Source organism: Pseudomonas oryzagri (assembly GCF_020831405.1).
Lineage (GTDB): Bacteria > Pseudomonadota > Gammaproteobacteria > Pseudomonadales > Pseudomonadaceae > Geopseudomonas > Geopseudomonas oryzagri.
In genome coordinates this window covers 79569-98448 of record NZ_JAJHPU010000003.1, presented here as the reverse complement: position 1 = coordinate 98448, position 18880 = coordinate 79569, and the positions used below count along the sequence as shown (strand labels likewise).

Genomic DNA, 18880 nt, shown 5'->3' with positions numbered 1-18880 from the left:
GCGACGAAGAGGCCGCCGATGCGTCGCCTGTCGCAGATCCGACAGCGGTACGGAGCCACGCGCCGGGACGGCAGGCCGCCGCGCCGCTGGTGGCGAGACGGCCGCGCCGGCGCGGCCTGCTTCTTGCACCGGCTTCTGGCACACATCGCCCCTGCGCCTGCGGCCTGCGCCAGCCCCGCCAGCCGCACCAGCACAGAACCCCACTGCCCTGATGAGGAGGCAAGCATGCGCCGACCGATCGAATCCGTAGCCCAGCTCTCCAGCGCCCCGGGCGAGCTGCTGGTAGCCTTCGCCTCCTCCGACGGCGAAATGGTCGACGAGCACTTCGGCTCGGCCGCCGCCTTCTACCTGTACAGGCTGAGCGCAGGTGCGGCCGAGTTCGTGGCCGAACAGCGCTTCGGCCAGGAAAAGAAGGACGGCAACGAGGACAAGCTCAAGCCCAAGCTGGCCTGGCTGGCCGGCTGCGACCTGGTGTACGTCGGCTCGATCGGCGGCTCGGCGACGCGCCAGCTGGTCGCCCTCGACATCGCGCCGATGCAGGTCGCCGAAGGTCCCGAGGTCACGGATCTGCTGGCCGAGCTGCAGCAGCAACTGGCCGGCACTCCGGAGCGCTGGCTGGACAACATCCTCAAGCGCAAGGCCCGGCGCAGCGCCGGCGGCTTCAGCGTGAACGCCATGGAGGAATGGGTGGAGTAAGCGCCGCCTGCCGCAGCATGGATGTCCTCAACCTGATCACCCAGCTCGAAGGCAAGCTCAAGGCCTGCCTGAGCCTGTCCGCCGCGCCGCAGGGCAGCGATGCCTGGAACCTCGAGGTGCGCCTGTTCTACGACGGCGCCCCGGCCGGCACCGCCACCTTCAACCTGCAGGGCTACACCCAGAACGAGGCCGAAGCCATCGTCCGCGACTTCCGCCGCAACGAGTTCCTGATGCAGGAGATCGACCAGTTGCTGTGGGGCGAAAGCGACTGACGGGCCACGCCACGGCCAGCGAGTGCGCCAGACGGCACAAGGGCAGCCGAAGCTGCCCTTGCGTTCACTGCATCATTCCCACTCGATGGTCGCCGGCGGCTTGCTCGACACGTCGTAGGTGACCCGCGAGATACCCTCGATCTCGTTGATGATGCGGTTGGAGACCTTCTCCAGCAGCTCGTAGGGCAGGTGCGCCCAGCGCGCGGTCATGAAGTCGATGGTTTCCACCGCACGCAGGGCGACCACCCAGGCGTAGCGACGGCCGTCACCGACCACGCCGACCGACTTGACCGGCTGGAACACCACGAAGGCCTGGCTGGTCTTGTGGTACCAGTCGAAGTTGCGCAGCTCCTCGATGAAGATGTGGTCGGCGCGACGCAGCAGGTCGGCGTACTCCTTCTTCACCTCGCCGAGGATGCGCACGCCCAGGCCCGGACCCGGGAACGGGTGGCGGTAGACCATGTCGTAGGGCAGGCCGAGTTCGAGGCCGATCTTGCGCACCTCGTCCTTGAACAGCTCGCGCAGCGGCTCGACCAGCTGGAACTGCATGTCCTCGGGCAGGCCGCCGACGTTGTGGTGCGACTTGATCACGTGGGCCTTGCCGGTCTTGGCGCCGGCCGACTCGATCACATCCGGGTAGATGGTGCCCTGGGCGAGGAAGTCGATGCCGGAAAGCTTGGTCGCCTCCTGATCGAACACCTCGATGAAGCTGCGGCCGATGATCTTGCGCTTCTGCTCCGGGTCGCTGACGCCGGCCAGGCGGCCGAGGAACAGCTCCTCGGCGTCGGCGCGGATCACCTTGACGCCCATGTTCTCGGCGAACATGGCCATCACCTGGTCGCCCTCGTGCAGGCGCAGCAGGCCGTTGTCGACGAACACGCAGGTCAGCTGGTCGCCGATGGCGCGGTGCAGCAGCGCGGCGACCACCGAGGAGTCGACGCCGCCGGACAGGCCGAGCACCACCTTGCGGTCACCGACCTGGGCGCGCACCTGGGAGATGGCGTCCTCGACGATGTTGGCCGGGGTCCACAGCGCCGCGCAGCCACAGATGTCGATGATGAAGCGCGACAGGATGCGCCCGCCCTGCTTGGTGTGGGTCACTTCCGGGTGGAACTGCACGCCGTAGTAGCAGCGGTTGTCGTCGCCGATGGCGGCGATCGGGCAGCTCGGGGTGCTGGCGACGATATGGAAGCCGGGCGCCAGCTGGGTCACCTTGTCGCCGTGGCTCATCCACACGTCGAGGCTCAGCAGGCCGTCGTCGTCCATGTGGTCCTCGATACCGTCGAGCAGGCGGCTCTTGCCGACCAGGTCGACGCGGGCGTAGCCGAACTCGCGCAGGTCCGAGCCCTGCACCTTGCCGCCGAGCTGCTCGGACATGGTCTGCATGCCGTAGCAAATGCCGAACAGCGGCACGCCCAGGTCGAACACCGCCTGCGGCGCGCGCGGGCTGTTCTCCGCGTGCACCGACTCCGGACCGCCGGCGAGGATGATGCCGCGCGGATCGAAGGCGCGGATCGCCTCGTCGGCCATATCGAACGGGTGGATCTCGCAGTACACGCCGATCTCGCGCACGCGGCGGGCGATCAGCTGGGTGTACTGGGAGCCGAAGTCGAGGATCAGGATCCGGTGAGCGTGAATGTCTTGATGGGCCATGGCCGTCTCTCTAGCGGAATGCACAAACGACTCGGGGCTGCTCCGTCTCTTTTCAACAGCAGCAGCCCCGTGTCGTCATCTCAAGCAAATGGGAAATCAGCCCACACGGTAGTTGGGCGCTTCCTTGGTGATCTGCACGTCGTGCACGTGCGACTCGGCCATGCCGGCGCCGGTGATGCGCACGAACTCCGGCTTGGTGCGCATCTCTTCGATGGTCGCGCAGCCGGTGTAGCCCATGGAGGCGCGCAGGCCGCCCATCAGCTGGTGGACGATGGCGGCCAGGGCGCCCTTGTACGGCACGCGACCTTCGATGCCTTCGGGCACCAACTTCTCGGCGCCGGCGGCGGAGTCCTGGAAGTAGCGGTCCGAGGAACCCTGGGCCTGGGCCATGGCGCCCAGCGAGCCCATGCCGCGGTAGGACTTGTAGGAACGGCCCTGGAACAGCTCGACCTCGCCCGGCGCCTCTTCGGTACCGGCGAACATCGAACCCATCATCACCGCGTTGGCGCCGGCGACGATGGCCTTGGACAGGTCGCCCGAGAAGCGGATGCCGCCGTCGGCGATCATCGGCACGCCGACCGCGGCCAGCGCGGCGGAGACGTTGGCGATGGCGCTGATCTGCGGTACGCCGACGCCGGCGACGATGCGGGTGGTGCAGATCGAGCCCGGGCCGATGCCGACCTTGACGGCGTCGGCGCCAGCCTCGACCAGCGCCAGGGCGGCCTCGGCGGTGGCGATGTTGCCGCCGATCACCTGCAGGTCGGGGAAGTTCTGCTTGACCCAGCGCACGCGGTCGATCACGCCCTTGGAGTGGCCGTGGGCGGTGTCGACCACCACCACGTCGACGCCGGCGGCGGCCAGCGCGGCGATGCGATCGCCGGTGTCGGCACCGGTGCCGACGGCGGCGCCGACGCGCAGGCGACCTTGGTCGTCCTTGGAGGCCAGCGGGTAGCTCTTGGCCTTCTCGATGTCACGGAAGGTGACCAGGCCGCGCAGGTGGAACTGCTGGTCGACCACCAGCATCTTCTCGATGCGGTGCTCGTACAGCTTGGCCTTGATCTCTTCCAGCGGAGTGCCTTCGAGAACGGTGATCAGGCGCTCCTTGGGCGTCATGATCGCCGCCACGGTGTCGCCGGCGTTGGGCTTCACGCGCAGGTCGCGGCCGGTGACGATGCCGACCAGCTCGCCGCCTGCCACCACCGGGAAGCCGGAGAAGCCGTATTCGCGCACACGGGCCAGCAGATCGATGATCTTGGTGTCCGGGGTCACGGTCACCGGATCGCGCACGATGGCGGTCTCGTGACGCTTGACCTTGCGCACCTCGGCCGCCTGCTGCTCGATGGTCATGTTCTTGTGGATGATGCCGATGCCACCTTCCTGGGCCATGGCGATGGCCAGGCGGGCTTCGGTAACGGTGTCCATGGCCGCGGAAACCAGCGGGATGTTCAGCTCGATGCCACGGGTCAGGCGGGTCTTGAGGGAAACATCCTTGGGCAGGACCTCGGAATAACCGGGGATGAGGAGAACGTCGTCGAAGGTCAGGGCTTCTTGGCTGATACGCAGCATGGCGGGGGCTCCCGGACGGGAAAAATGGAAGCGCGGCATTATACCCGGCGCGGGGCTTGCGCTCAACGCGGCTGGTCACCTTCGCGCAGCCGGCCGCCGACCAGCCTCAACTCGGCGACCGGTTCGCGGCGCTGGGCCAGGTAGCGGGTACAGCTGACGCGCAGAAAGGAGGCGAAGTTGACCACCTCGCCGCGGTAGTCCATGACCTCCTCGTACAGCTTGGCGATCAGCTGGTTGGTGGTCATGCCGTCGACCTCGGCGATCTCCTGGAGGATGTCCCAGAACTGGTTCTCCAGGCGCAGGGTGGTGACCACGCCGCGGATGCGCAGCGAGCGCGAACGCGATTCGTAGAGGATCGGATCGGCCTTGACGTACAGCTCGCACATGACGGTTTTCCCCTCTGGATATGGCATCGGCATCGCCGGGATGGTGGACAGGGCGGCGCTGTTGTCCACCCTACCCGCCAGCGGCGCAGCCTCCGCAGGGTGGAAAACTCGCGCTGCGATTTTCTAGCGGACGATCGTTGCCACGCTGCCGCGTGGGCACTCCGGCCGGGGCGCTGCCCGCCCCTTTCCTTCAGCCACGGACTCAGGGCTTCCGATCCAAGGCTTCCACGCCGAAGCGTGGAGCCCTCTCGATCACAGCTCGATGCGCGTGCCGAGCACCTTGAGGAAGGCCGCCAGCCAGGTCGGATGCGCCGGCCAGGCCGGGGCGCTGACCAGGTTGCCGTCGGTGTGCGCCTGGTCGACCGGAATCTCCACGTAGCGGCCGCCGGCCAGGCCGACCTCCGGCGCGCAGGCCGGATAGGCGCTGCACTCGCGGTCCTTGAGCACGCCGGCGGCAGCCAGCAGCTGGGCGCCGTGGCAGATCGCAGCGATCGGCTTGCCGGCCCGGGCGATGGCCTGCACCAGCTCGATCACCTGGCCGTTCAGGCGCAGGTACTCGGGGGCGCGGCCGCCCGGCACCACCAGGGCGTCGTAGTCCTCAGCGCGCACCGCGGCGAAGTCGAAGTTGAGGGCGAAGTTGTGCCCCGGCTTCTCGCTGTAGGTCTGGTCGCCCTCGAAGTCGTGGATCGCGGTGCGCACGCTCTGCCCGGCGGTCTTGCCCGGACATACCGCGTGCACGGTATGGCCGACCATCGACAGCGCCTGGAACGGCACCATCACTTCGTAGTCCTCGACGTAGTCGCCGACCAGCATGAGGATCTTCTTCGCAGCCATGGTTTTCTCCCTGTCAGGTGGTGAAGATCGCTGCAGTATCGACCATGGCGCGGCGCGCGGGTAACAGCCGCCTACTACAGGGCATGTCTCAGGGAGAGACCCGCACCAGCCGCACGGCAAAGCCGAGGCGCTCGGCGAAGGCGTCGAGGAAGTCCTGGCGCAACCCTGCCTCCGCCCAGCCGTTGAAGATAAAGCCCAGGTCGGAGAAGCCGCACGGCTGCAGGAACAGGAAGCCGTTGATGTCGTCCTCGAAGCCGCATTCGGGGCAGGTGAAGTTGTCGGTTTCCCCCGGCCACCACTCCTCCAGGCTCTCGAACAGCGGCTCGCCGATCTCCTGGCGGCACTGCGGACAACCGGCCTCCTCGCGAAAATCGCGAGTCGGCGTATAGATGCAGCGCCGGGTGACGATCTCCAGGCCGTTGTGCGGCTGGTCGAACGGCAACCGCTCGGGATGCAGGGCCACCCGCCGCGCACCGGGGGCGATGGCGTAGGCCATGCCGTTGCCGCCCTGCCCACAGGTGGTCGGCAGCGCCGCGACGATCTCGCGCCTGACCAGCCAGTTGAGCAGCTGGCGCGCCTTCGCCTCGTGGGCGGGGACGCTGGAGATCTGCGGGACGAGGATGATCTGTGCGGTCATGTAAGGCGGGCCGGTGACGATAAATGCCGGCAGCTTAGGGCCTGGACCGGGCAAATCAAGCCCGGCAATCGAACCGCTCGGCGGACGTCGCCGCGCCCGCCTGCCGGCGCAGCCAGCGCTCGCGCAGCGCATCCCAGCTCCAGTTGAACGCCACGGTGTAGGGCAGGAAGAAAAGGATCAGGCCGATATCGAGCAGCAGCGCCTCGAGCAGGCCGATCGCCAGCCACCAGGCCGCCAGCGGCACCAGCACGACGATCAGCCCCGCCTCGAACAGCGCCGCGTGGCACAGCCGCACCCACAGGTCGCGGCGGAAGCCGAGGCGCTCTTGGGCGCGGTCGAACAGCCAGTTGAACAGCATGTTCCAGAGCATGGCGACCAGCGAGAACATCAGGGTCAGCAGCCCCAGCTGGAGCAGCGGCTTGCCCAGCAGCAAGGCCAGCGCCGGCGCGCAGATCAGCAGGGCGAGCAGCTCGAAGACCAGCGCATGGCCGATGCGCTCGCCCAGCGAGCGGTGCAGGGAGTTGGCATTCGGGCTCATGGAGGGACCTCGCGATCGAAAACGTCTGCCGCTATCCTCATCGGTTATCCAGCCATCAACAAGCCAGCTGCCATCGGTGAAACCGATATGAATCTCTCCCTCGAAGCCCTCCAGGCCTTCGCCCACGCGGCCGCCAGCGGCTCGCTCAGTGCGGCCGCGCGGCGCCTGGGCAAGAGCCAGTCGACCGTCAGCGAGGCGGTCGCGCGCCTGGAGATCGACCTCGGCGTCGAACTGTTCCGCCGCGGTCCGCGCCGGCTCGAACTGACCGAGGCCGGCGCCAGCCTGCTGGCCCATGCCGAAGCGATGCTGGCCGCCGGCGACCGCCTGACGCGGCATGCCGCCCGCCTGGCGCAGGGCCAGGAAGCGCGCCTGACCCTGGCCCTGTCCGACGCCTACCAGCCGCGCCAGTACGAGGCGCGCCTGCTCGAACTCGACCAGCGTTTCCCCGATCTGGAGTTCGAATGCCTGATCGCCGAGCGCGCCGACGTGCTCGACCTGGTCAGCCAGGGCCGCGCCCAGCTCGGCCTGCTCGCCGCCCAGCCCACTTACCCGCCGGACATCGCCCACGCCGGCGTGGCGCGCAGCGCCGAGTTCGGCCTGTTCGTCGCCCGCGACCACCCGCTGGCCCACCTGCCGCGGATCGGCAACGAGGCGCTGGCGCGCTGGCGGGCGTTGCGCCTGAGCAGTGTCGCCGCCGACGCGACACCTGCCGGCGAGCTGCCGGGCAGCGACGGGCATAGCGGCGTGCGCTGCTGGTCGGCCCCCGACTATCTGCTGCTGCTGGAAATGGCCGCCCTCGGCTTCGGCTGGGCGGCGCTGCCGCGCCAGCTGGTCGCCGACTACGGCAACGGTCGCCTGCAGACACTGGCTGTCGACGGCTGGCCCCGCCAGGTGCCGGTGGACGCGGTGTGGTCGCGCCAGCGCGAACTGGGGCCGGTCGCCGCCTGGCTGCTCGACCGCCTGCTCGCCGACGATTGAACGCCTGTCGCTCCCGCCGCGCTGCCGGCTTATCATGCCGGCCATGATCACAGACCCGTTCCAACGGCTCGGCCTCGATCGCGAGGTGCTGACCGTCAGCCAACTCAACCAGCGCGCCCGCCACCTGCTCGAGGACGTGTTCCCGCAGGTGTGGGTCGCGGGCGAGATTTCCAACCTGGCGCGGCCCTCCTCGGGCCACGTCTACTTCACCCTCAAGGACGCCGCCGCCCAGGTGCGCTGCGCGCTGTTCCGCTCCAGCGCCGCGCGCGTGCGCCAGGCGCTGCGCGACGGCCTGGCGGTGCGGGTGCGCGGCAGGGTCTCGCTGTTCGAAGGCCGCGGCGACTACCAGATGATCCTCGACGCGGTGGAGCCGGCCGGCGACGGCGCGCTGCGCCTGGCCTTCGAGGCGCTCAAGGAGCGGCTGACCGCCGAGGGACTGTTCAGCACCGAGCGCAAGCGCGCGCTGCCGGCCCATCCGCGGCGCATCGGCATCGTCAGCTCGCCGAGCGGCGCGGTGATCCGCGACATCGTCAGCGTGTTCCGCCGTCGTGCGCCGCAGGTGGAGCTGACCCTGGTGCCCACCGCGGTGCAGGGCCGTGAGGCTACCGCGCAGATCGTCCGCGCCATCGAGCTGGCCGACCGCCAGGGCTTCGATGCGTTGATCGTCGCCCGTGGCGGCGGCTCGCTGGAGGATCTGTGGTGCTTCAACGAGGAGGCGGTGGCGCGCGCCATCGCTGGTTGCACCACGCCGGTGGTCAGTGCGGTGGGCCACGAGACCGACGTGACCATCGCCGACTTCGTCGCCGACGTGCGCGCGCCGACGCCCTCGGCCGCCGCCGAACTGCTCGCCCCCGACTCCAGCGACCTGCAGCGCCGTCTCGACGGCCTGCAGCGCCGTCTGCAATTGCGCATCCAGCACCTGCTGGCCGCCCGCCAGCTGCAGCTCGACGGCCTGCGCCGACGCCTGCGTCATCCCGGCGAGCGCCTGCGCCAGCAGGCCCAGCGCCTCGACGATCTGGAACTGCGCCTGCGCCGGGCGATGAACCAGCAGCTGCGCAGCGATCACCAGCGCCTGGCGCGCCTGGACACCCGTTTGGCCGCGCAGCATCCCGAGCGCCTGCTCGCGTTGCTGCGCCAGCGTATCGAGCACCTCGCCGAGCGCCTGCCGCGCGCCATGCACGGCGGCCTGCGCGAGCGCCGCCAGAAGCTCGAGGCCATCGCCCAGACCCTGCAGGTGGTCAGCCCGCTGGCCACCCTCGGCCGTGGCTACAGCATTCTCCTCGACCAGCGCGGCCACGCCGTGAGTCGCGCCGCCGACACCGCGCCGGGCCAGCGGCTGACCGCGAAGCTACATGAGGGGGAGCTGGCGCTGCGTGTCGAGGAGCAGGCACAAGAGCCGGGCACGCTGGAGCTGCCGTTGTAGGGAGGGTTAGCCGCTTGCGGCGTAACCCACCGTCGATGCCGCCAGGCATCGCGACTGCCGGCCTGCCGGCGGGTGGTGGGTTACGGCCGATGGCCTCACCCACCCTACGCCCCTCCAAGCTTCCGGTAGGTTGGGTTAGGCCATCGGCGGTCGCCCAACACACCAAGCTTCAGTACAGATCGCGCCGGTAGCGCCCGGCTTCCTGCAGCTCGTCCAGCGCCGCCGTACCGAGCAGCTCGCGCAGCACGGCCTCGACCCCCTCGCCCATGCCCTTGAGGCTGCCGCACACGTAGATGGCGGCGCCGGCGTCCAGCCAGGCGCGCAGCTCGTCGGCCGCCGCGCGCAGACGGTCCTGCACGTAGACCTTCTCGGCCTGGTCGCGGGAGAACGCCAGGTCGAGGCGCTGCAGATGGCCGCCGGCCTGCCAGGCCAGCAGCTCGTCGCGGCACAGGAAGTCGTGGGCGGCGGAGCGCTCGCCGAACAGCAGCCAGTTGCGCGGCTGGCCACGTCGGGCGCGCTCGCGCAGCAGGCTGCGCAGACTGGCCAGGCCGGTGCCGTTGCCGATCAGCAGCAGCGGCCGGTCGTCGTCCGCCAGCTGGAAGCCGGCGTTGCGGCGCAGGCGCAGCGATGCCGTGGTGCCCTCGGCCAGCTCATCGCACAGCCAGCCGGAACACAGCCCCAGGCTGCCGTCGGCCTGCCGGTGCAGGCGCACGATGATTTCCAGCACGCCGTCCTCGGCTAGCGAGGCGATCGAGTAGCTGCGCGGTTGCGCACCCGCCTGCGGCGGCAGGATGTCCACCAGGTCGCCGGCTTCCCAGCGCTGCCCGGCCGGCACGTCGAAGGCCAGACGCCAGACCGGCGCGGCGCTGCTGGTGGGGTTGAGGCACTGCTTGTCGCGCAGCGTCCAGGCGGCGAAGCCGTCCTGGCCGGCGGACTCGGCCTCGTGCTGCGGCGCGTGGCCGGTCAGCTCGCCGAGCAGGACGCGCCAGCGCTGCAGCGCCGAGTGGTCGCCGTTGTCCACCTCCACCGGGGAGAACAGACTGCGCGCGCCCTGGCCTTGCAGCCAGTCGTGCAACTGGCGGCCAAAACCGCAGAAGCGCTGGTACTGACGATCGCCCAGACCGAGCAGGGCGTATTCGAGATGGCGCAGGTCGAACTCGCCGGCCAGCACGCGGCGCACGAAGCCGCGCGCGCTGTCCGGCGCCTCGCCGTCGCCGAAGGTGCTGACCACGAACAGCGCGCGCTCGGCACCGCGCAGCGCCTGCGCGTCGAGCTGGGCCAGCGAGCGCACCTGCACGACGGCGCCGGCGGCCTGCAGCTGGCCGGCGGTCTGCCAGGCCAGCCGCTCGGCGAAGCCGTTCTGACTGGCGAAGCCGATCAGCCAGGGCCGGCCGCTGCCGTCCTGCCCGGTCAAGGCCAGGCGCCCGGCGCGGGCGGCGCGGCGCGAACGACGCCGATCCAGGTAGAGCTGCCAGCCGGTAATGAAGAACAGCGGCATGCACAGGCTGGCCAGCAGCATGAGGATGCGCCCGGGCTGGCCGAAGTAGTCGCCGGTGTGCAGCGGGTAGACGCTGGCCAGCAGCTGCTGCACGCCGCTCTTGTCGGCGTAGCGCTCGTGCTGCAAGACCTTGCCGCTGGCGGCCTCCAGGCTCACGCGGTTGAAGGCGCGCGAATGCTCGGCGGCCTCCGGCAGGTACATCACCTGCAGGGGCTGGCCGGCTCGCTCGGGCAGGCGCAGGTTGGCCAGCCGGTAGTCGTCGCGGACCTCCTGGCGGAAGGCCGTCCACAGATGGTCGATGCTCACCGGCGCGCGCGGCGCCTCGGCCTGTGCCTGCCTCTGCGGCGGCGGTCCGCGCCGTCCGCCCGGTCCGCCCTTCTGCGGCGCCGGCTCGCCGGCCAGGGCGTGCACGCCTTCGCGGTACCAGTCGTAGGACCAGTACAGCCCGGTCAGCGCCGCCAGCAGATAGGCGAGCAGCACCCAGGTGCCGGCCACCGCGTGCAGGTCCCAGAGGAAGCCGCGTCCCGTGCGCCGCCAGTCGAGGGTCAGCCAGGCGCGCCAGTTGCCGGCCTTGCGCGGCCAGCGCAGGTACAGGCCGGACAGGCAGAGGAACACCAGCGCCAGGGTCGCCGCGCCGGTGATCGGCTTGCCGGCGTCGCCGATGGCCAGCCAGCGGTGCAGCTGCATCATGAACTGGAAGAAGTCGGCGCCGCGCGCCGCACCGAGCACCTCGCCATTGTAGGGATCGGCGTAGAGGTTCTCGCCGCGCGGCCCGCCGCCGCTGACGTTGACCTTGACCGCCTCCAGCGCGTCGGCCGAGAAGCTCAGGCCGAGCACCTGGCGTTCGGGCAACTGCTCGCCGATACGCACCACCAGCGCATCCGGACTCAGCGGCCGGGCGCCGACCGCCGGCTCGACGCTCATCACCCCGGGATTGACCAGGCGCAGCAGCTCGTCCTGGTAGGACAGGCTGGCGCCGGTCACGCCCATCAGCGCCAGCACCAGCCCGGCGCTGATGCCCAGCAGCCAGTGCAGCTGGAAGAGGATTTTCTTGACCACCTGGGATCACCTGCTCGCTATGCCGCAACTGCGGCGCAATTGGATTGGGATGCGGTCGACAACCGCATCGCACCGCCGTCCCGGCGGTGCGAAACGATTTTATTCGAGAAACATTTGCAACAAACCGGTTTTACCCAACCTTTACCCGCCGCCGACACGCCGGCGGCGGACAGACAAAGGCCGCCCGCAGGCGGCCCTAGTCGGCGCACTTCGCTTAGAAGTGGAAGTTGGTGCTGAGCAGCGCGGTGCGCCCCGGCGCCACGTGGGCCATGTGGTTGGAGTAGACCTGGTCGAAGTAGCGCTCGTCGGTCAGGTTCTGCACGTTGAGCTGCAGGTCGAGGTTCTTGCTGACCTTGTAGGCCGCCATGGCGTCGTAGCGCCAGTAGGACGGCACCTCGATGGTGTTGGTGACGTCGCCGAAGCGCGAGTCCACGTAGTTGGCGCCACCACCGATGGTCAGGTTCGGGGTCAACATGTAGGTGGTCCAGAGGCTGAAGCTGTTCTCCGGGGTGCTCGGAATGTCGTTGCCATTGGCGCCGCCGACCACGTTGTTGACGTTGGCGTTGCCCGGGCGCGCGTCGACGTCCACGCGGCCGCTGTCGACCACTTCGCCGTCGAGGTAGGTGTAGCTGGCGAAGGCGTTCCACTTCGGCGTGATCTGGCCGCTGACGCCCACCTCGAAGCCGTCGACGCGGGTCTCGCCGATGTTGCTGGTGGTGCCGTCGGCCTCGAGCACGCGGGCGTTGGTCTTCTCGGTGCGGAAGATGGCGGCGTTCAGGCCCAGGCGCGCGTCGAAGAAGTCCCACTTGGTGCCGATTTCGTAGTTGCGGTTGCGCTCCGGCTCGAGGCTCTCGGTGGCCACGGCGACGTTGCTGCCGCCCTCGCCGGAGGTCTCGCCGACCGGGTTGCTGGAGGTCGACCAGGCGGCGTAGACGCTGCCGTTGGGCAGCGGGTTGAACACCAGACCCAGCTGGTAGTTCCAGAAGTGGCTCTTGTTCTCCAGGTCGGTCACGCCGTTGACGTTATTGGTGCCGCTGGCGACGGTCAGGCCGCTGGCCTCGGTCTCGAAGTCGTCGTAGCGCACGCCGGCGTTCAGCGACCACTGCTCGTTGAACTTGAGGGTGTCGAAGACGTAGGCGGACAGGCTGTCGGTATCGGTGTCGGTGAAGGCGTTGCTGTCGACCACGGTGCCGGTCCAGCTGCCGTTGTAGGCCGGATTGGCCAGGCTGGTGCAGTCGCCGGTGGCCACGTGGGCGGCGGAGCAGGTGGTGCCCGAGGTGCCCTGGGTGATGAAGTAGGCGCGGTTGTGCACCTCTTCGCGGCTGGCTTCCACGCCGGTCACCAGGGTGTGCTCGATGCTGCCGGTATTGAACAGCGCCTTCAGGTCGGTCTGGTTGATCCAGCCTTCGGAAGTGGAGTTGCGGCTCTTCGGCGAACGCGACACCAGGCCCTGCGACAGGTTGCCGGTACGCGAGTCGTTCGGCGTGGTGACGATGTAGTCGAGGGTGGTGCGCACCAGGCGGGTGGTGTTGGACAGGGTCAGGCTGTCGTTGAGATCGTGCTCGAGCTTGAAGGTACCGGAGTCGGTGGTGCTCTCGCGATAGTCGCGATCGCTCAGGCCGTAGAAGTTGCTCTTGTCGACGCTCACCGGCTCGCGCACCGAAGTGGCGGTGGTGGCGTCGGTCAGCGGCAGGCCGTAGTCCGGGACGTCGTCGGTTTCCAGGTGGTAGTACGAGAGGGTGGCGCGGGTCGGGGTGTCGAAGCCGAAGGTGATGCTCGGCGCCACGCCCCAGCGGCTGACGTCGACGCCGTCGCGGCCGGCGACGTTGGCGTCGTGCTTCATCAGGTTCAGGCGGCCGGCGACGTTGTCGCTGAACTGGTAGTTGCCGTCCAGGGTGGTGCGGTTGGTCTGGTCGGAACCGAAGGTCTGGCTGAGATCGAGGAAGGTGTCGCGCTTGGCGGTCTTGGTGATCAGGTTGAGGCTGCCGCCGGTGGAGCCGGCGCCGGTGTAGGCCGAACCCGGACCCTTGCTGACTTCCACCTGCTCGATGTTGAACATCTCGCGGGTCTGCGAGGCGACGTCGCGCAGACCGTCGATGAAGATGTCGCTCTCGGCGTTGAAGCCGCGGATGATCGGCCGGTCGCCGGCCGGGTTGCCACCCTCGCCGGCGCCGAAGGTGATGCCCGAGGTGGTGCGCAGGGCGTCGGTCAGGGTCAACGCACCGGTGTCCTTGATCACCTGCTGGGGAATCACGGTCACCGACTTGGGGGTTTCGCGCAGCGGCGCGGTGTACTTCTTCGACGCGGACTCGGCCTTGTAGCTCTCTTCTTCTTGGGCGTCGACCACGCTCACCGCATCCAGCTTGAGCGCCTCGCCTTCCTCGGCGTGGGCCCAGTTCACTGCGGAAAACGCCGTCACGGCGCCGATTGCCGAAGCCAGTACACGCGGCGCTGCGGCCGGCCGTTCGATGGTGCGCGTCATGATTTCCCCCTGCGGAAAGTCTGTTTGTGCTGTTATGGCACGCACTCTAAACGAGAAATATTCTTGATAGCAACAGAAAAGTAATGGCGGATGCACACTAGCCTCGCTTGCATTCGCCCGCTATCATCGGATGCGAATCACTTTCATTTAGTGTGTATTTGTCATTGGGCTGCGGAGGCCAGCATGCTGCTACATGTCCCCGGTGTGTTCACTCGCGACGAAGTGCGCCGTATTCGCCAGGCGCTGGACGAAGCCAATTGGCTGGACGGCAAACTGACCGCCGGTTATCAGTCGGCCAAGGCCAAGCACAACCTGCAGCTGGCCGAGGACGACCCGCTGGCCCGCGAGATCAGCGAGGCCATGCTGGCGCGCCTGTGGCAACACCCGCTGTTCATGTCCGCCGCGCTGCCCAACAAGGTGTTCCCGCCGCTGTTCAACTGCTACACCGCCGGCGGCCACTTCGACTTCCACGTCGACAACGCCGTGCGCCAGGTGCGCAACAGCGCCGAACGGGTGCGCACCGACCTGTCCTCGACGCTGTTCTTCAGCGATCCCGACGAGTACGACGGCGGCGAGCTGGTGATCGAGGACACCTACGGCAGCCAGCGGGTCAAGCTGCCGGCCGGCGACCTGGTGCTCTATCCCTCGACCAGCATCCACAAGGTGGAGCCGGTGACCCGCGGCGCACGCATCGCCTCGTTCTTCTGGACGCAGAGCCTGGTGCGCGAGGACGCCCAGCGCGCCCTGCTGTTCGAGATGGACCAGGCGATCCAGAGCCTGACCCGCGACGTGCCCGAGCATCCGGCGCTGGTGCGCCTGACCGGCAACTACCACAACCTGCTGCGCCGCTGGGTCGAAGTCTGAGTGCGTCGATGAGCCATATCCTGCAGCGTCGCGAGATCCTCGACGCCGAACAGCTGGCCCGCAACCTCGCCGATGACCCGCGCCAGGTGACGCGCTGGCTGCTGGTCGCCGCCGAGGCCGGCGAGGCGGAAGCCCAGGCCCTGCTCGGCCAGGCGCTGCTCGACGGCCGCGGCATCGCCCGCGACCCGGCGCTGGCGCGAACCTGGTTCGCCATCGCCGCCGGCCGCGGCCACGCCATGGCCGACAACATGCTCGGCCGCTGCCTCGAACACGGCTGGGGGGGCGCCGTCGACCTGGCGGCCGCCGCCCGCCACTACCGCGCGGCCGCCGAGCGCGGCCTCGACTGGGGCATGTACAACTACGCCAACCTGCTGGCCACCGGCCGCGGCCTGGCGACGGACGAGACCCGGGCGCTGGCCTGGTACCGGCGCGCCGCCGAGCTGGGCCATGCCAAGTCGATGAACCTGGTCGGCCGCTATCACGAGGAAGGCCGCGTGGTGCCTGCCGACGCGCAAACGGCGCTGGTCTGGTACCGGCGCTCGGCCGAGGCCGGCGACTTCCGCGGCCAGTTCAGCTACGCCACCGTGCTGCTCGGCCTGGGCCGCCTGGACGAGGCGCGCCACTGGCTGCTCGCCGCTCTCCAACTCGGCCACCTGAAGTTCCTGCGCAAGGCCGGCGAGGAGCTGCAGCGCGCCGCCCTCGTCCCGCTCGCCGACATCGCCGCCGCCTACGCGCAGCGCTGCGCCGAGCTGGAGGCCGCCGAGGGCGTGCCGGCGTAAAACCCGCCCGCAGAAACGCAAACGCCGCGACGAGTCGCGGCGTTTGGCGTGCGGATCAGCTACCGGATCAGCCCAGGAAGTAGGCCTTCAGCGGCGGGAAGCCGTTGAATTCCACCGCGCTGTAGCTGGTGGTATAGGCGCCGGTGGACAGCCAGTACAGGCGGTCGCCGCTGGCCAGGTTGAGCGGCAGGCCGTACTTGTAGCTCTCGTACATGATGTCGGCGCTGTCGCAGGTCGGACCGGCGATCACCACCTCTTCCATCTCGCCACGCTTCTCGGTCCAGATCGGGTACTTGATCGACTCGTCCATGGTCTCGATCAGGCCGGAGAACTTGCCCACGTCGGTGTACACCCAGCGCTCCACGGCGGTGCGCGACTTGCGCGCCACCAGCACCACTTCGCTGACCAGGATGCCGGCGTTGGCGATCAGCGAGCGGCCCGGCTCGAGGATGATTTCCGGCAGCTCGTCGCCGAAGTCTTCCTTGAGGAAGCGGATGATTTCCTCGGCGTAGGTTTCCAGGCTGTTGGTCTTGGTGATGTAGTTGGCCGGGAAGCCGCCACCCATGTTGATCATCTGCAGGGTGATGTTGTCTTCTTCCTTGAGGCGCTCGAAGATCACCTTGACCTTGGCGATGGCGGCGTCCCACACGTCGATGTCGCGCTGCTGGCTGCCGACGTGGAAGGACACGCCGTAGGGCACCAGGCCCAGCTGCTTGGCGAGGATCAGCAGGTCGAGGGCCATGTCCGGGTTGCAGCCGAACTTGCGCGACAGCGGCCAGTCGGCCGAGTCGGAACCCTCGGTGAGGATACGTACGTAGATCTTCGAACCCGGCGCGGCCTTGGCGATGTTGCGCAGGTCGGCTTCCGAGTCGGTGGCGAACAGGCGCACGCCCTTCTCGAAGAAGTAGCGCACGTCGCGGGCCTTCTTGATGGTGTTGCCGTAGCTGATGCGGTCGGCGCTGACGCCCTGGGCCAGCACCTTGTCCAGCTCGTAGATCGAGGCGATGTCGAAGTTGGAGCCCTTTTCCTTGAGCAGGTCGATGATCTCTACCGCCGGGTTGGCCTTGACCGCGTAGTAGGTCTTGGCGAACGGGAAGCAGTTGCCTAGCTCGTCATAGGCACGCGAGATGGTGGGCAGATCGATCATCACGAAGGGAGTTTCTTTCTGGTCGGCGAAGGCCTTCATCTTCTTGAAGGTGTCGCGATCGAAATAGTCTTCAACCTTGATGGACATGCTTGGGCTCCATAGGGCAATTCGGATGGCAAATGGAAAGGTGGTGGAGTGGCCGCAAGGACCGTGAACGCCTGATCAGTTTCCCCACTTTGGTTCGCCTACTTCCCAAGGCATGTCGCCGAAAGCAAAAAGGTCAACCGCGTCTCGTGATCGGGGGCGGGTTGACCTTGCTGTCTCGTCGTCAGTACTTGAGCCGGATGGATCGTTTCCAGCATGAGCGTTCGGGCGCGAACTTTAGGACCATGGGGGGGCAAGATCAACCAAAAATTTCCTCAATGCGGCCCCTTTCATCACCAGCGGCTTTTCCGGGGGGCGCATCCGCTATAATCGCCGCCTTTTCTGACAGACCGACTACTCGTCGACGGGTTCCCTTTCCGATGACCATTCAGGCCGCCGAAGTCGCGAAGCGCCGCACCTTCGCCATCATCTCCCACCCCGATGCGGGCAAGACCACCATCACCGAGAAGCTGCTGCTGATGGGCAAGGCCATCGCCGTGGCGGGCACCGTGAAGTCGCGCAAGTCCGACCGTCACGCCACCTCCGACTGGATGGAGATGGAGAAGCAGCGCGGCATCTCGATCACCACCTCGGTGATGCAGTTCCCCTACCGCGAGCACATGATCAACCTGCTCGACACCCCCGGCCACGAAGACTTCTCGGAAGACACCTACCGCACCCTGACCGCGGTGGACTCGGCGCTGATGGTCCTCGACGGCGGTAAAGGCGTCGAGCCGCGCACCATCGCCCTGATGGAAGTCTGCCGTCTGCGGGATACTCCTATTGTGAGCTTTATCAACAAGCTCGACCGCGACATCCGTGACCCGATCGAACTGCTCGACGAGATCGAGGCGGTGCTGAAGATCAAGGCAGCGCCGATCACCTGGCCGATCGGCTGCTACAAGGACTTCAAGGGCGTCTACCACCTGGCCGAAGACAAGGTCATCGTCTACCAGCCGGGCCACGGCCACGAGCGCATCGAGCAGATCGTCATCGACGGCCTCGACTCGGACGCCGCGCGCGCCCACCTGGGCGATATGTACGAGGACTTCCTCGAGCAGCTCGAGCTGGTGCAGGGCGCCTGTCACGAGTTCGACCGCGAGGCCTTCCTCAAGGGCCAGATGACCCCGGTGTTCTTCGGCACCGCGCTGGGCAACTTCGGCGTCGACCAGGTGCTCGACAGCATCGTCGACTGGGCACCGCAGCCGCTGTCGCGCGCCGCCCACGAGCGCGTGGTGGAGCCGACCGAGGAGAAGTTCTCCGGCTTCGTGTTCAAGATCCAGGCGAACATGGATCCCAAGCACCGCGACCGCATCGCCTTTATGCGTATTTGCTCGGGCAAGTACGAGAAGGGCATGAAGATGCGCCACGTGCGGATCAAGAAGGACCTGAAGATCGCCGACGCGCTGACCTTCTTCTCCAGCGAGCGCGAGATGCTCGAGGAGGCCTACGCCGGCGACATCATCGGCCTGCACAACCACGGCACCATCCAGATCGGCGACACCTTCAGCGAAGGCGAGGTGCTCGGTTTCACCGGCATCCCGCACTTCGCCCCGGAGCTGTTCCGCCGCGTGCGCCTGAAGGACCCGCTGAAGTCCAAGCAGCTGCGCCAGGGCCTGCAGGAGCTGGCCGAGGAAGGCGCGACCCAGGTGTTCTTCCCCGAGCGCAACAACGACATCATCCTCGGCGCGGTCGGCGTACTGCAGTTCGACGTGGTCGCCAGCCGCCTCAAGGAGGAATACAAGGTCGAGTGCGCCTACGAGGCGATCAACGTCTGGTCGGCGCGCTGGATCGAGTGCGGAGACGAGAAGAAGCTCAAGGAGTTCAAGGACAAGGCCTACGAGAACCTCGCCGTCGACGGCGGCGGCCACCTCACCTACCTGGCGCCGACCCGCGTCAACCTCGGCCTGATGGAAGAACGCTGGCCGGACGTCAAGTTCCGCGCCACCCGCGAGCATCACTGAGTCACCAGCGGGCGCCATCA

At 68.0% G+C, this 18880-nt stretch carries 16 protein-coding genes; 7 read left to right on the top strand and 9 right to left on the bottom strand.

Annotated features, from left to right (window positions below):
* Window positions 1-225: 225 nt before the first annotated feature.
* Window positions 226-696 carry a NifB/NifX family molybdenum-iron cluster-binding protein gene (locus tag LMJ29_RS01265; RefSeq protein ID WP_229603168.1) on the top strand — a complete coding sequence of 157 codons (471 nt, stop codon included), beginning with the start codon at window positions 226-228 and terminating at the stop codon, window positions 694-696.
* Entirely contained in the window at window positions 684-968 is a 285-nt protein-coding gene (locus tag LMJ29_RS01260) for a hypothetical protein (protein ID WP_229603166.1), read from the top strand. The genes LMJ29_RS01265 and LMJ29_RS01260 overlap by 13 nt, the downstream gene beginning before the upstream one ends.
* 72 nt (window positions 969-1040) lie before the next feature.
* On the opposite strand, the gene guaA is transcribed toward LMJ29_RS01260, so the two are convergent.
* From guaA to LMJ29_RS01230, 6 genes are all read right to left on the bottom strand, one after another.
* A complete protein-coding gene (gene guaA, locus LMJ29_RS01255; RefSeq protein ID WP_229603164.1) occupies window positions 1041-2621 on the bottom strand; it encodes a glutamine-hydrolyzing GMP synthase in 1581 nt (526 codons plus the stop codon).
* A 96-nt stretch (window positions 2622-2717) separates the two neighbouring features.
* Complete coding sequence (gene guaB, locus LMJ29_RS01250; RefSeq protein ID WP_229603162.1) at window positions 2718-4187, bottom strand: IMP dehydrogenase; 1470 nt, start codon at window positions 4185-4187, stop codon at window positions 2718-2720.
* 62 nt (window positions 4188-4249) lie between these two features.
* Complete coding sequence (locus LMJ29_RS01245; protein WP_229603160.1) at window positions 4250-4573, bottom strand: ribbon-helix-helix domain-containing protein; 324 nt, start codon at window positions 4571-4573, stop codon at window positions 4250-4252.
* A gap of 252 nt (window positions 4574-4825) precedes the next feature.
* Window positions 4826-5407 (bottom strand): DJ-1/PfpI family protein, encoded by a 582-nt coding sequence (locus LMJ29_RS01240; RefSeq protein ID WP_229603158.1) that lies wholly within the window; start codon window positions 5405-5407, stop codon window positions 4826-4828.
* An 88-nt stretch (window positions 5408-5495) separates the two neighbouring features.
* Complete coding sequence (locus LMJ29_RS01235) at window positions 5496-6044, bottom strand: sugar ABC transporter ATPase (RefSeq protein ID WP_229603156.1); 549 nt, start codon at window positions 6042-6044, stop codon at window positions 5496-5498.
* A 55-nt stretch (window positions 6045-6099) separates the two neighbouring features.
* Window positions 6100-6582, bottom strand: coding sequence for a multidrug/biocide efflux PACE transporter (locus LMJ29_RS01230; RefSeq protein WP_229603155.1), 483 nt, complete (start codon window positions 6580-6582; stop codon window positions 6100-6102).
* A gap of 87 nt (window positions 6583-6669) precedes the next feature.
* Here LMJ29_RS01230 and LMJ29_RS01225 point away from each other — a divergent pair, with 87 nt between their 5' ends.
* Together LMJ29_RS01225 and xseA are read left to right on the top strand one after the other, a co-directional pair.
* Window positions 6670-7560, top strand: coding sequence for a LysR family transcriptional regulator (locus LMJ29_RS01225; protein ID WP_229603153.1), 891 nt, complete (start codon window positions 6670-6672; stop codon window positions 7558-7560).
* A 43-nt stretch (window positions 7561-7603) separates the two neighbouring features.
* Window positions 7604-8983, top strand: coding sequence for an exodeoxyribonuclease VII large subunit (gene xseA / locus LMJ29_RS01220; RefSeq protein ID WP_229603150.1), 1380 nt, complete (start codon window positions 7604-7606; stop codon window positions 8981-8983).
* 169 nt (window positions 8984-9152) lie between these two features.
* Here xseA and LMJ29_RS01215 read toward each other — a convergent pair whose 3' ends face one another.
* The gene (locus LMJ29_RS01215; protein WP_229603147.1) at window positions 9153-11540 is read right to left on the bottom strand and encodes a PepSY domain-containing protein; all 2388 of its coding nucleotides are present in this window, start codon (window positions 11538-11540) and stop codon (window positions 9153-9155) included.
* Between the two features lie 214 nt (window positions 11541-11754).
* Window positions 11755-14022, bottom strand: a complete 2268-nt coding sequence (locus LMJ29_RS01210; protein WP_229603144.1) for a TonB-dependent receptor — start codon at window positions 14020-14022, stop codon at window positions 11755-11757.
* A gap of 183 nt (window positions 14023-14205) precedes the next feature.
* Here LMJ29_RS01210 and LMJ29_RS01205 point away from each other — a divergent pair, with 183 nt between their 5' ends.
* Together LMJ29_RS01205 and LMJ29_RS01200 are read left to right on the top strand one after the other, a co-directional pair.
* Window positions 14206-14886 (top strand): Fe2+-dependent dioxygenase, encoded by a 681-nt coding sequence (locus LMJ29_RS01205; protein ID WP_229603141.1) that lies wholly within the window; start codon window positions 14206-14208, stop codon window positions 14884-14886.
* An 8-nt stretch (window positions 14887-14894) separates the two neighbouring features.
* On the top strand, window positions 14895-15665 hold the full coding sequence (locus tag LMJ29_RS01200) for a tetratricopeptide repeat protein (RefSeq protein WP_229603139.1): 771 nt from the start codon (window positions 14895-14897) through the stop codon (window positions 15663-15665).
* Window positions 15666-15732: 67 nt separating this feature from the next.
* Here LMJ29_RS01200 and LMJ29_RS01195 read toward each other — a convergent pair whose 3' ends face one another.
* Window positions 15733-16899, bottom strand: coding sequence for a type III PLP-dependent enzyme (locus LMJ29_RS01195; protein WP_229603136.1), 1167 nt, complete (start codon window positions 16897-16899; stop codon window positions 15733-15735).
* A gap of 377 nt (window positions 16900-17276) precedes the next feature.
* Here LMJ29_RS01195 and LMJ29_RS01190 point away from each other — a divergent pair, with 377 nt between their 5' ends.
* The gene (locus LMJ29_RS01190; protein ID WP_229603134.1) at window positions 17277-18860 is read left to right on the top strand and encodes a peptide chain release factor 3; all 1584 of its coding nucleotides are present in this window, start codon (window positions 17277-17279) and stop codon (window positions 18858-18860) included.
* The last annotated feature ends 20 nt before the right edge of the window (window positions 18861-18880 follow it).

What these genes read in the sequence shown, in the direction of transcription:
- LMJ29_RS01235 (WP_229603156.1), bottom strand. Translation starts at nt 6,044, where the DNA reads ATGACCGCACAGATCATCCTCGTCCCGCAGATCTCCAGCGTCCCCGCC.
- xseA (WP_229603150.1), top strand. Translation starts at nt 7,604, where the DNA reads ATGATCACAGACCCGTTCCAACGGCTCGGCCTCGATCGCGAGGTGCTG.
- LMJ29_RS01205 (WP_229603141.1), top strand. Translation starts at nt 14,206, where the DNA reads ATGCTGCTACATGTCCCCGGTGTGTTCACTCGCGACGAAGTGCGCCGT.
- LMJ29_RS01190 (WP_229603134.1), top strand. Translation starts at nt 17,277, where the DNA reads ATGACCATTCAGGCCGCCGAAGTCGCGAAGCGCCGCACCTTCGCCATC.
- guaA (WP_229603164.1), bottom strand. Translation starts at nt 2,621, where the DNA reads ATGGCCCATCAAGACATTCACGCTCACCGGATCCTGATCCTCGACTTC.
- LMJ29_RS01225 (WP_229603153.1), top strand. Translation starts at nt 6,670, where the DNA reads ATGAATCTCTCCCTCGAAGCCCTCCAGGCCTTCGCCCACGCGGCCGCC.
- LMJ29_RS01240 (WP_229603158.1), bottom strand. Translation starts at nt 5,407, where the DNA reads ATGGCTGCGAAGAAGATCCTCATGCTGGTCGGCGACTACGTCGAGGAC.
- LMJ29_RS01265 (WP_229603168.1), top strand. Translation starts at nt 226, where the DNA reads ATGCGCCGACCGATCGAATCCGTAGCCCAGCTCTCCAGCGCCCCGGGC.
- guaB (WP_229603162.1), bottom strand. Translation starts at nt 4,187, where the DNA reads ATGCTGCGTATCAGCCAAGAAGCCCTGACCTTCGACGACGTTCTCCTC.
- LMJ29_RS01195 (WP_229603136.1), bottom strand. Translation starts at nt 16,899, where the DNA reads ATGTCCATCAAGGTTGAAGACTATTTCGATCGCGACACCTTCAAGAAG.
- LMJ29_RS01230 (WP_229603155.1), bottom strand. Translation starts at nt 6,582, where the DNA reads ATGAGCCCGAATGCCAACTCCCTGCACCGCTCGCTGGGCGAGCGCATC.
- LMJ29_RS01200 (WP_229603139.1), top strand. Translation starts at nt 14,895, where the DNA reads ATGAGCCATATCCTGCAGCGTCGCGAGATCCTCGACGCCGAACAGCTG.
- LMJ29_RS01210 (WP_229603144.1), bottom strand. Translation starts at nt 14,022, where the DNA reads ATGACGCGCACCATCGAACGGCCGGCCGCAGCGCCGCGTGTACTGGCT.
- LMJ29_RS01260 (WP_229603166.1), top strand. Translation starts at nt 684, where the DNA reads ATGGGTGGAGTAAGCGCCGCCTGCCGCAGCATGGATGTCCTCAACCTG.
- LMJ29_RS01245 (WP_229603160.1), bottom strand. Translation starts at nt 4,573, where the DNA reads ATGTGCGAGCTGTACGTCAAGGCCGATCCGATCCTCTACGAATCGCGT.